The following is a 12,004-nucleotide window of genomic DNA, read 5'->3' as shown; positions in this document are numbered from 1 at the left end:
ACCGCCAGGTGCAATGGTGTTCTCTGGCATTTTATATAATTTCCTGAGGGGGAATACGAATGTTGAAAGTATCGAAAGCGCTTCTGACCTTTGCTCTGATCCTGGCCTGTGTCGCGACTGTTGATGCAGCTGAAAAAGGTGCAAAAAAGAAAAAAGGCAACAAGAAGCAGCCCGCAGTTCGGATCCAGGCCCTGAACCTGCCTGACTCTATCGAACTGAGTGCAGAACAGAAAGAAAAAGTTGCCGCGCTGAAGAAAGAATACACGCCGCAATTTGTCGCTCTGCAGAAGAAAAATCGCGAAATTATGACTCCTGATCAGCTGAAAGCCCGTCGGGAAGCCATGAAAGCAGCGAAAGATGCGGGCAAAAAAGGAAAAGAACTTCGTGAATCTGTAGATGAAGCCGTCAAACTGACTGACGAGCAGCAAAAGCAGATGAAAGAAGTGACTGCTGCTACTCGCAAACTGAACGGAGAAGTCCGTGGCAAGCTGGAATCAGTTCTGACTTCAGAACAGCTCGCCAAAATCAAAAAACCGGGTAAAGCTGGCAAAAAGAAAAAGAAGAACAGCTAGTTCTGTTGATAAGGTGCCTGTTCCAACGTGCTGAAGGAACAGGCAAGCCTGTCACTATTCGCTCCCCCGATTCCGTAAACCGAGTCGGGGGATTTTTTTTGTATCTTCGCACCAGATATCCCCGATATGAATGAATGTGAATGAGTCAGGCAGGCAAAAAAGAGTTGTTTCCACACGTAAATCTTGATATAAACATAAGTTGATTAAATACGTCTGTTTCTGAAGATCGACAGATCCATCTCTCTGTTTCAGAGGTGAGGAGTACTGGCAATGCGGCGGCACGCGCGACAATCCTGGTTAATGCTTCTAATGGCTATTGCAGCATTAACATTCACGAACCTGCAGGATCTCTCCGCAGAAGAAGCCCCGCTCAAGGATCATGAGGTTAAATTCTTCGAAACGAAAATTCGACCGGTTCTGATCAAACACTGCTATGAATGTCACGCCGCAGATGCGAAATCGATTCGCGGCGGACTGTTGCTGGACACCCGCGCGGGAACCTTGCAGGGGGGCGATTCTGGCCCTTCTGTTGTCCCCGGGAAACCTGAAGAGAGCATGCTGCTCGAATCACTGCGGTTCGAGAGTTATGAAATGCCTCCGTCGGGAAAGCTCTCCGATGAAATCATTCAGGATTTCGAAACCTGGATCAAAATGGGGGCTCCCGATCCACGCAAAGGCGAAAGCAAGGTTGTCAGCCAGCAGATCGATCTCGAACAGGGTCGGCAGTTCTGGTCCTTCCAGCCTGTAAAGCAATCGAATCCTCCCCAGGTCACAGAACAGGCCTGGAAGCAGAGTCCCATCGATGCTTTCATTCGTTCCAGGCAGCAGGCTTTGCAGCCGTCGGAACTCGCTGATCGAACGACCCTGGTACGCCGCCTGTATTACGACTTAACAGGTCTGCCACCAACTCCCGCCCAGATCGATGAGCACCTGAACGATACCAGCGAGGATGCGACGGCCCGCCTGGTCGACCAACTGTTGGATTCCCCCCACTTTGGCGAACGCTGGGGCCGCTACTGGCTGGACGTGGCGCGTTTCTCTCAGTCAACGGGCGGAGGTCGTTCTCTGCTGTATAACTCCGCCTGGCGATATCGCAACTATGTCATCGACTCTTTCAACGAGGACAAGCCGTTTCATCAGTTCATCAAAGAACAGATCGCAGGCGACCTGCTTGACACAGACGACTTCCGCGAGCGTCAGGACCAACTCATTGCGACCGCTTTTCTGCTGCTGGGACCGACCAATTACGAACAGCAGGATAAAGAACAACTGCGGATGGACGTAATCGATGAGCAGATACAGACCATCGGTCGATCCTTCCTCGGGATGACGCTTGGCTGTGCCCGTTGCCACGACCACAAGTTCGATCCCATTCCCGCTTCCGATTATTACGCCCTGGCCGGCATTCTCCGCAGCACCAGGGTGCTGACCCCCGGTAATGTTTCCGGCTGGACGAAGCGTCCGTTGCCACTACCGGGACAGCAGGAACAGGCGCGAATCGAGTATGAGAAAGCATTGGCACAACTCACGTCTGAGCAGAAGGCCAGCCAGAAAGAATTGAAACAACTGAAGGCGGAACTGAATACGATCACACTCGATGATTCTTCCGCGACTCTGGTAGGAGACTGGAAGGAATCCACCTTCTATAAAGACTTCATCGGCAAAGGCTACATCCACGACCAGCAACAGGCCAAAGGCAAAAAGCTGGTCAAATTCACGCCGCGACAGCTCAAGTCGGGGCGTTACGATGTGCAGCTGGCTTACAACTCAGCGGAGTCCCGCGCTTCGCGTGTGCCCGTCACCATTAAGACCGCAACCGGTCAGCAGACCGTGTATGTCAACCAGCAGTTGCAACCGACGGATGGCACATTCGCCTCCCTGGGTAAGTTTGACTTCCGGGGAACAGAGGAAGAAGAAATCGTTGTCTCGAATGAAGGCACCGATGGCTATGTGATTGTCGATGCGATCCGCTTCGTGTCGATTCCCGTCAGCAACTCTACCAGCGAATCAGAACCGGAAGTCAATCCCGAATACGAGCAGACCTTAAGTAAGATCAAAGCCACACAGCGTAAAATCAAATCCATTCGGGACGAGATTGCCGAACGCAAGCAGAACGCACCTCCGGAAGTGCCGGAAATCATGTCGGTCTACGAAGGGGAGGAGCCTGGGGATTATCATCTGCTGATTCGCGGGAATGTGCATCAACTGGGCAAGAAGGTCCCGCGCGGATTTCTCAGTGTCGCACAGACTGAGTCGGCTCCGGCGATTCCCGCTGATGCCAGTGGACGTCTGCAACTGGCGGAATGGGTTGCCAGCCCGGAGAATCCACTGACCGCCCGCGTGTATGCGAATCGCGTCTGGCAGCATCTGTTCGGTGCCGGACTGGTGCGAACCGTGGATAACTTCGGAGTACGGGGAGAAACACCCTCGCACCCCGAACTGCTCGACTACCTGGCACAGCGTCTGATCGAAAATGGCTGGTCAACCAAGGCCCTGATTCGTGAAATTGTTCTGTCGCGAACCTATCGGCTCTCGAGTCATTCCACGGCTGCACAGCGTGCTGCCGATCCGGACAATCGCCTGCTGACGCATCAGAACCACCGTCGACTGGATGCGGAAGCGATTCGCGACACGATTCTGTTTGTCAGCGGTGACCTCGACCTCAAGCAGCACGATCAGACGGTTCGTCCCGGTACGAAATCAGAATACGGTTACGAGTTCAAGAACAATTACCGCAGTGTCTACATCCCGGTATTCCGCAATCGTCTGCACGAACTGCTGGCAGTGTTTGACTTCCCCGATCCCAATCTTTCCGTAGGTCGTCGGAATACGAGTACTCTGTCCACACAGGCGCTGTATCTGATGAATAACCCCTTCGTGATGCAGCAGGCCGAGCAGATCGCACGGCGCGTGCATCACGACTATCCCGCCGATCAGTCAGCCCGCATCGACGCCTTGTTCCGGATCATGCTGGGACGTCTGCCATACGCAACAGAGAAGGCAAATGCAGAGCGATTCCTGGAACTGTCGCAGACAGAAACCGCTTCGGAACAGATCGAAGCCTGGACCGCCTTCTGTCAGACCATGATTGCCTGTATTGATTTTCGCTACATTCAATAACGCACCTGGAGTGATTCCATGTCAGTTCAATATAACCCTGTGACACGACGTCAACTGCTGCGTTCTTCCGCCTGCGGTTTCGGAGCGCTGGCCCTGAACGGAATGCTTTCCCAGGCAGGGGGTAATACACCCAGTCCCATTACCGGCAATCCACTGGCACCCCGGCAGCCGATGTTCCCGGCCCGGGCCAAGCGGATCATCTTCATCTTCATGCAGGGGGGCCCCAGTCAGGTCGATACTTTCGATTACAAACCGCTGCTCGAAGAGAAGAACGGCGAGAAAATGGAATTCAAGAATTCCCGCAGCATCGCCAAGACAGGGACCTACGGCAAAGAGCAGATCATGCAGTCCCCCTGGAAATTCCGTCAGTACGGGGAGAGCGGGCACTGGGTATCCGATCTGTTTCCGGAAATCGGACGTCATGTGGATGACCTCTGCTTCATTCACAGTATGCACACCAATGGTGTCGCCCATGGTCCGAGCACGCTGTTTCTGCACACCGGGACTACGAATCTGATCATGCCTTCGATTGGCTCCTGGATTACTTATGGCCTGGGAACTGAAAACGAAAACATCCCCGGTTTCATTACAATATCACCCTCTTACGGCAATGGTGGCCCGCGCAATTACTCCAACGCATTTCTACCTTCACATTACCAGGGAACGGCACTGGGGAGAGCAGGGCAGCCCGCCAGTGAGGCCCGCTTTAATAATATCACCAATGGTCAGGTTCCACTGAGGAAGCAGCGTCAGCAACTGGCATTACTGCAGTCGCTGAACCGCGACCAGCTGCAGTCCTATCGGGAAGATGATGAACTGGCGGCGGTTGTCAATTCGTTCGAACTCGCGTTCCGCATGCAGCAACATGCTCCGGGACTGACCGATCTGTCTGAGGAATCTCCGGCGACGCTCAAAATGTACGGCATTGGGGATGAAGCGACCGACGACTTTGGACGCCAGTGCCTGCTGGCACGTCGAATGGCAGAGGCGGGGACCCGCTATATTCAGGTCAACTATTCCGACAATGCGAATACACCCCGCTGGGACCAGCACAGTAAAATTCAGAAGCACGAGATCCACGCCCGGGCAACCGACAAGCCGGTCGCGGGGTTGATCGCCGATATGAAACAGCGCGGGCTGCTGGAAGACACTCTGATCTGGTGGGGAGGCGAATTCGGTCGAAACCCATTCAAACAGGGGGCCGATGGTCGCGATCACAATCCGAAAGGTTTTACACACTTCCTGTGTGGCGGCGGTGTCAAACCTGGTTTTACCTTTGGAGCGACCGATGAATTCGGGCATGAAGCGGTCGAGAACAAGGTCCATATGCACGACATGCACGCCACGCTGCTGCACCTGCTGGGGATCGATCATGAAAAGCTGACCTACCGACACGCCGGTCGCGACTTCCGCCTGACCGATGTGGAAGGTCGCATCGTCCACGATCTGTTCGCCTGATTTCACAAAGTCATTACTGACAAGCGCAAGCAAACAGGTTCGCAAATGACCCCCCATTTGCGAACCTGCTGTCGTTTAAATTAGTCTAGTGTCCGTTAATGCGATACAGGACCTCCTTTCCCGGTATAACTGGCGCTTATGTAATCACTGTTATCGAAATTAGAAGGTGAGAGTAAGTGTGACGGTGGTACGGCTGTCGAGCAGATCTTTGCGTTCGGTCACAGGGAATTCCCAGACACCGGCAAACGAGAGACACTCGTTGATTTTGTAGTCAGCACCAAAGGCCATGGTGATCACATCGTTACCCGCTACGTTTGATGAGCCCAGGTTGATCCAGTCGCCCCCTTCGAAGTTGACCGGCAGAGCACCACCACTTTTCGTGTAGACGATGCCGTTCATTTCGGCCAGGGCGGAGAGTTTATCGGTCAGTGGATGATCGTAGTGCAGGCTGTACCAGAAGGAGGTGGAATTATCGAAGTCGTCTGCTGGGAGATGGAAACCGGCGTTGGCGATGAAGTGTCCGCCGTTGCACAGTTCTTTACCCCCGGTCAGGAAGGGGTTCCAGATCCCCTGGCCATTCCCCTGAAAGACACGGGTGCTGCCGTTGTGGGCTTCGTAGATAATCCCGGTGGAGAGCAGGAACTGATTATCGACATCCCGGATCAGCACGTATTTCACACCAGCGGCAATATCAGCCCAGCCGTGTGCATTGCCGACGCCGCGTGTCTGTAACGTATTGAATCCGTCTTTGACAGCGATGATCGAGAGACGCTCATTTAAGGCGATTCCCAGCTGCAGAGCATAAACCTGCAGGTCGCCGGCTCCCAGTACGGGGGTTTGTGAGTCGATCATCTGATTGACGAACACACCACGGACGTAGGTCAGGGAACGCGGGTCGATCGACCAGACAGGGTTACTGACGGGCATGATCCAGTGTTTGAAGCAGGGATCGCTGGGAAAACGGTTGAGCAGGGGAATGCGGTCGCAGAGTGTGCAGCCCTGGCAGGAATCGCACTGGCAGAACTGCTGACAGCCACAATCAGTCTGACAGGTCTGGCAGGGGGCTGCCTCTGGCATGGCTTCATACGCGGTAAAGACGGCATCCGGTGTCACGCCCACTTCCGTTTCTGCCCCCGACAGCTGTAATTCGGCGGGTTCTGCAGATGCACTTACCAGCTCAATATCGGGTGAATCGAAGAGTGTCGGCTCGTCAGCTTGAGTCGATACAGTCAGCAGATTGAAGAGCAGTGCCGCCCCGGCACCACACATCAGCTTGATATCCATTTCTGTTTCCTTGAATCCTTGATTATCGATTATGAGAAAAACCGAATCTGTCGAATGCGATTTTTCTTTATCGTGAGACTTCGACACAAAATGCGACATTTTTATCTGTTAATTCTATTTCGCCACTCATAGAATTCGCGCGTGAGGTCGAAAAATATTCTGGAACGAATTTCATAAAAAAGTAAAATCGACAACCGCAAGGTTTCACACTGACGGGGTTGTGTTGCTTAACACGAACAAGTGTGAGGCATTCCCCTCAAAGCACTTACGTCAAACATCTAAACTAAAGCACAGAGAAGCCTGTTTGAGGGCAGTTATTTTTTTGCCCATGTTTCAGATATGTAGATCTCATAGACATCTATCAATTGTTATCAAGCGTTCGAATTGTTTTCAGGAGCAGAGGAGCAACCGTGTCGGCTGAAACGACTTTAGAAAACGCCACTCAGGACAGTAATCTGGAAAAGTTTGTTTACGATGACCAGATTGCCCGGATGTTTGCCCTGGCAACACTGGTGTGGGGAGTAGTCGCCTTTCTGGTGGGGATCGTCATTGCGACCGAACTCGCGTTTCCTTCCGTGAACCTGGGGCTGGACTTCATTACTTTTGGCCGCCTGCGACCGCTGCATACGAACGCAGCCATCTTTGCCTTTGCCGGGAACGCCATCTTCACCGCCGTCTATTACTCGACACAGCGTCTGTGCCGGGCTCGGATGTGGAGCGACATGTTGTCGCGTCTGCATTTCTGGGGCTGGCAGTTGATTATCCTGGCAGCCGCACTGACTCTGCCTTTAGGCATCACGCAGAGTAAGGAATACGCCGAGCTGGAATGGCCTATCGACCTGGCGATCGCCGTGGTCTGGGTCGGTTTCTTTGGTGTGAACTTCTTTATGACGCTGGCCCGTCGACGCGAACGACACATGTATGTGGCCCTCTGGTTCTACATCGCCACGATTGTGACCGTCGCGCTACTGCATGTGTTCAACAACCTGGTCGTACCGATTGGCCTGTTCAAGAGCTATTCCGTCTATGCCGGCGTGCAGGATGCTTTCATGCAGTGGTGGTACGGGCATAACGCGGTGGCCTTCTTCCTGACGACGCCGTTCCTGGGTCTGATGTATTACTTTCTGCCCAAGGCGGCAAACCGGCCGATCTTCTCTTATAAGCTAAGTATTCTGCACTTCTGGTCGCTGGTCTTCATTTATATCTGGGCCGGTCCGCACCACCTGCACTACACTGCGCTGCCTCAATGGGCTTCGACCCTGGGCATGCTGTTTTCGATCATGCTCTGGATGCCTTCCTGGGGGGGAATGATCAACGGGCTGCTGACCCTGCGAGGGGCCTGGCAGAAAGTGACGTCGGACCCGGTGCTGAAATTCTTCGTGGTCGGGATCACCTTTTACGGGATGTCGACTTTCGAAGGTCCCGTGCTGTCGATTAAATCGGTGAATGCCCTGTCACACTATACCGACTGGACCATCGCCCACGTGCATGCGGGCGCTTTGGGCTGGAACGGGTTCATGACCTTCGGTATGATTTACTGGCTGCTGCCACGTCTGTTCCAGACCGAGCTCTACAGCACACGACTGGCAAACCTGCATTTCTGGCTGGGAACCGTGGGAATCCTGCTGTATATCTTCCCGATCTATGTTGCCGGGCTGACGCAGGGACTGATGTGGCGGGCCATTACCGATACTGGTCAGCTGGCTTATCCCAACTTCGTGGAAACGGTTCGCGTGCTGATCCCGTTATACGTGATCCGTGCAGTGGGCGGGGTCGTTTTTCTTGCCGGCGCACTGCTGCTGAGCTACAACTTCTTCCAGACATGGAAAAGGCGTCCTGCGAACTACGAAGAGGTTGAACATTACGCTCCCGCGCTGGAACCGCATTACGATGACGATCCGGCTCCTCAGTCTCGCCTGTCGGGTGTGCTGGAAGTCGCCAAGAAGCTGGATGTGTTCGAGCAACTCGCGTGGCACCGTCGCTGGGAACGGCTCCCCCGCCTGATGACCATCTGGGTGATCATCTCTGTAGTGGCTGCATCGCTGTTCGAAATCATTCCGACCTTCCTGATCCGGTCCAACGTGCCGACCATCGCGACAGTGACGCCTTACACACCACTGGAACTGGCCGGACGGGATATCTACGTCGCGGAAGGTTGTTACAACTGTCATTCGCAGATGATTCGTCCCATGCTGGCAGAGACCAAGCGGTATGGTGAATATTCCAAACCGGGTGAATTCGTTTACGACCATCCGTTCCAGTGGGGTTCGCGTCGTATCGGTCCCGACCTGGCACGCGAAGGGGGTAAGCAGTCCAATCTCTGGCATCTGATTCATTTCCGGGATCCGGAAAAGATGACCAAAGGTTCGATCATGCCACCCTATCCCTGGCTGGAAAAACGCAAATTGAACTTCAAGACGATTCCGGACCGCGTCTGGGCCGCTTCCTACCTGGGAGCCCCTTATGACAAAGCCGCCTTGAGCGATTCCATCACGCTGGCCAAGCAACAGGCCAAAGCGATTGCCGACGACATTGAGCGTCAGAAAGGTCCTTCCGGCCTGGAAGACAAACAGGTCGTCGCGCTGATCGCCTACCTGCAGCGTCTGGGAACGGATCTGTTCAAGACTCCGAAATCCCCGAATCCATCCGCTGAACCCGCGCCTGCGGCCGATAATAAGACCGCCCAGGCCGAACCAGCGTTAACGAGGTAATTATCATGATCAAAGAAGTCATGCGTCTGTTAAATTATGATTTCTGCGCCGAAATCGCACTCGTGCTGTTCCTGGTAGCGTTCGCCCTGGTGGGTATCAAGGTCGCGCTGACCAGCAAAGCAGAAATTAAACATCAATCAGAAATTCCGCTTTCGGACGACTAACCAGATTCGGAGACAATGATGTCTGAGAAAGACCAGTTAACTACACATAACTACGACGGAATTCAGGAATACGACAACCCGATGCCGGGCTGGTGGGTCATGCTGTTCTGGGGATGCATTTTCTTCGCGATTCCCTACTGGCTCTACTATGAATCCGGCGTTCCCGGGCGGTCGATCTACGATCAGTATAAAGAGGAAGTCGCCGACAACCTGCGGCTGCAGTTCGCAGAAATTGGTGAACTGCAGCTGAATTCGGCGACGGTCTTTAAATACAAGGATGACCCGAAATGGCTCAAGGTGGGCGAAAGTGTGTTTCAGATGCACTGCGTGGCCTGCCATGCAGAAAAAGCTGAGGGGAAGGTCGGACCCAACCTGACCGATGATTACTGGATTCACGTCAAAGAGATCGGTGATATCGCCACGGTCGTCGAAAAGGGGGCCAACGGTCAGGCGATGCCTGCCTGGGGCAATCGCCTGCATCCCAACGAAATCGTTCTGGTGGCCGCCTATGTGGCCAGTCTGCAGGGATCTCTGCCGGAAGGCACCGGGAAGCCACCTGAACCGAATGCCAAAAAAATCGGCCCCTGGCAAGCGCCCGCTGCCGCGGAGGAGAAGTCTGATGCTGAATCTGCACCAAACGCAGATCAAAAGGTGGAGCAGGACGCCGCCGAGAAACAGCCGTAGTCTTGAGTTGTTTTAAAAGTATGTGATATGGTGAACGCTGATGAGTGACCAAGTCCTGGAACCTGAAGAACACGTTTTATCCACGCTGGAGAAAGACGGTTCACGTCGCTGGATGTATCCCCGCCTGTTCAAAGGGAAATTCTGGAATCGGCGGCGGATTGTCGGCTACTTTCTGATCGTGCTGTTCATTGTCCTGCCTCACCTGCAGGTCAATTCGCGGCCGGCGATCTTTCTGAATATCACCCGGCGGGAATTTACCATTTTCGGATTTACGTTTTTGCCGACAGATACGTTATTGCTTGCGTTTTTCATGATCTCGGTCTTCCTGTCGATCTTTCTGTTGACCGCACTGTTTGGCCGGGTGTGGTGTGGCTGGGCCTGTCCCCAGACGATTTACCTGGAATTCGTTTACCGTCCCATCGAACGCCTGTTCTGTGGCACCACCGGTCATGGCGGCAAGCCCCGGAAATCGGTCCCGCTGATCCGGCGGGTGATGATGTATGGTGCGTACCTGATTATCTCCATGATATTAGCGCATACGTTCCTGGCTTACTTCGTCAGTGTGAGTGAGCTGCAGCACTGGGTGCGACAGTCGCCATTCACGCATCCGACCGGGTTCCTGGTGATGACTTCTACGGTCGTGCTGATGATGTTCAACTTCTCATTTTTCCGCGAACAGCTCTGCACCATCGCCTGTCCCTACGGGCGTTTTCAATCGGTGCTGCTGGACCGACGTTCGCTGATTGTCAGTTACGATCCCCAGCGAGGCGAACCTCGAGGCAAGATCAGTAAAACGGATCCGACGCCCAAGGGGGACTGCATCGACTGTGGTCAGTGTGTGCAGGCCTGTCCTACCGGCATTGATATTCGTGATGGCCTGCAGATGGAATGTCTGCACTGCACGCAGTGTATGGATGCCTGTGACGAAATCATGGTCAAAGTCGATCGCCCGCTGGGCCTGGTCCGCTATTCCTGCCAGGATGAAATCGACGGCCAGCCAACGAAGAAACTGCGGCCACGTGTGATCATCTATCCCTTACTGCTGCTGTTGTCGGTTTCTGCATTTACCATCACGCTGTTGAACAAAAAATCGTTCGATATCACGATCATGCGTAATTATGGCAATCCATTTATCGTAACCGAAGACGACCAGGTTGAAAACAATCTGCAGTTGAAGCTGGTCAACCGGACCGATCAGCCGGATGAATACACAATCAAAGTACTCGATGCCCCTGATGTTACCATGGAACTGATCGGCTCTCCCGATCTCAAAGCCCGGGAAACCAAGACGATCCCCATGCTGGTATCGGCGCCGCGCAAATCGTTTGTCGCAGGCTTGCGGGAAGTTGAGCTCTCGATTCAGTCACAAAACCAGGCAGATGAAAGGAGGGTCACATGTCAGATTCTCGGCCCGTAACCAACGAACCCGGAAACATTGAGAATGACGAGTCCGCAGAAACGCTGGCCCGCTGGAAGTGGGGAGGCGTTATCCTGGGTTTCCTCGGTCTGCAGATCGTGCTCTCGGGCGTTGCCGTGTTTCTGGCGACCAGCGATCCCTCGAATGTGATTGTCGAGGGTTACTACGAACAGGCCCTCTCCTGGGATCAACAGCGGGAACGACAGGCAGCCAGTGATGCCCTGGGTTGGACGACGCGTCTTGACCTGGGCAAACCACAGGGACTGATGGGCGAACGGCTGCTGACCATCCAGCTGGCAGGACCAGACGGCAAGCCGGTCAGCGGCTGTCAGTTGAGTGGAGAGATTTTTCACCACGCACGTGGCGGCGATGTCTTCAAGCTCCATTTTAAAGAACAGGGGCCCGGCAACTACACGGCCGTCGCGCCGCTGCAGCGTTCCGGACTGTGGGAACTCTCATTGAAGACCGCCGGGGATACTCGTCATTTCCAGGAGAAGAAACAGTTTCGGCTGAAAGATTCGGGAGAATTTCAGGCCGTAGCAACTACGCCTGCCAACAACCAAAGAAATCACCAACTTTAACCGAAGTGCGGGA

General features: G+C 53.9%; 9 protein-coding genes. 8 read left to right on the top strand and 1 reads right to left on the bottom strand.

Annotation, left to right across the window (positions count from 1 at the left end; translation table 11 throughout):
* Positions 1-59: 59 nt before the first annotated feature.
* The 3 genes from FYZ48_RS11215 to FYZ48_RS11205 all read left to right on the top strand — a co-directional run bounded on the left by FYZ48_RS11215 (position 60) and on the right by FYZ48_RS11205 (position 5,150).
* A complete protein-coding gene (locus tag FYZ48_RS11215; protein WP_149340360.1) occupies positions 60-572 on the top strand; it encodes a hypothetical protein in 513 nt (170 codons plus the stop codon).
* Between the two features lie 309 nt (positions 573-881).
* Positions 882-3,692, top strand: coding sequence for a DUF1553 domain-containing protein (locus FYZ48_RS11210; RefSeq protein WP_187781974.1), 2,811 nt, complete (start codon positions 882-884; stop codon positions 3,690-3,692).
* An 18-nt stretch (positions 3,693-3,710) separates the two neighbouring features.
* Positions 3,711-5,150, top strand: coding sequence for a DUF1501 domain-containing protein (locus FYZ48_RS11205; protein WP_149340356.1), 1,440 nt, complete (start codon positions 3,711-3,713; stop codon positions 5,148-5,150).
* A 159-nt stretch (positions 5,151-5,309) separates the two neighbouring features.
* Here FYZ48_RS11205 and FYZ48_RS11200 read toward each other — a convergent pair whose 3' ends face one another.
* The gene (locus tag FYZ48_RS11200) at positions 5,310-6,434 is read right to left on the bottom strand and encodes a hypothetical protein (RefSeq protein WP_149340354.1); all 1,125 of its coding nucleotides are present in this window, start codon (positions 6,432-6,434) and stop codon (positions 5,310-5,312) included.
* A gap of 410 nt (positions 6,435-6,844) precedes the next feature.
* On the opposite strand from FYZ48_RS11200, the gene ccoN reads away from it, so the two are divergent.
* Genes ccoN through FYZ48_RS11180 form a run of 5 tightly spaced genes read left to right on the top strand, consistent with a single transcriptional unit; the run spans position 6,845 to position 11,991 of the window.
* On the top strand, positions 6,845-9,145 hold the full coding sequence (gene ccoN, locus FYZ48_RS11195; RefSeq protein WP_242022580.1) for a cytochrome-c oxidase, cbb3-type subunit I: 2,301 nt from the start codon (positions 6,845-6,847) through the stop codon (positions 9,143-9,145).
* Between the two features lie 5 nt (positions 9,146-9,150).
* Positions 9,151-9,309: a hypothetical protein gene (locus FYZ48_RS29255; protein ID WP_187781973.1), complete on the top strand. Its 159-nt coding sequence runs from the start codon at positions 9,151-9,153 to the stop codon at positions 9,307-9,309.
* A gap of 15 nt (positions 9,310-9,324) precedes the next feature.
* The gene (locus tag FYZ48_RS11190) at positions 9,325-9,993 is read left to right on the top strand and encodes a cbb3-type cytochrome c oxidase N-terminal domain-containing protein (RefSeq protein ID WP_149340352.1); all 669 of its coding nucleotides are present in this window, start codon (positions 9,325-9,327) and stop codon (positions 9,991-9,993) included.
* 40 nt (positions 9,994-10,033) lie between these two features.
* Positions 10,034-11,410: a cytochrome c oxidase accessory protein CcoG gene (gene ccoG, locus FYZ48_RS11185; RefSeq protein ID WP_149340350.1), complete on the top strand. Its 1,377-nt coding sequence runs from the start codon at positions 10,034-10,036 to the stop codon at positions 11,408-11,410.
* The gene (locus tag FYZ48_RS11180) at positions 11,389-11,991 is read left to right on the top strand and encodes a FixH family protein (protein WP_149340348.1); all 603 of its coding nucleotides are present in this window, start codon (positions 11,389-11,391) and stop codon (positions 11,989-11,991) included. Before ccoG ends, FYZ48_RS11180 begins: the two co-directional genes overlap by 22 nt.
* Positions 11,992-12,004: the final 13 nt, after the last annotated feature.

Source organism: Gimesia chilikensis (assembly GCF_008329715.1).
In the GTDB taxonomy this organism is placed as follows: Bacteria; Planctomycetota; Planctomycetia; order Planctomycetales; family Planctomycetaceae; genus Gimesia; species Gimesia chilikensis.
The sequence above is the reverse complement of the archived record's forward strand: the minus strand, read 5'-3'. Positions and strand labels throughout refer to the sequence as shown.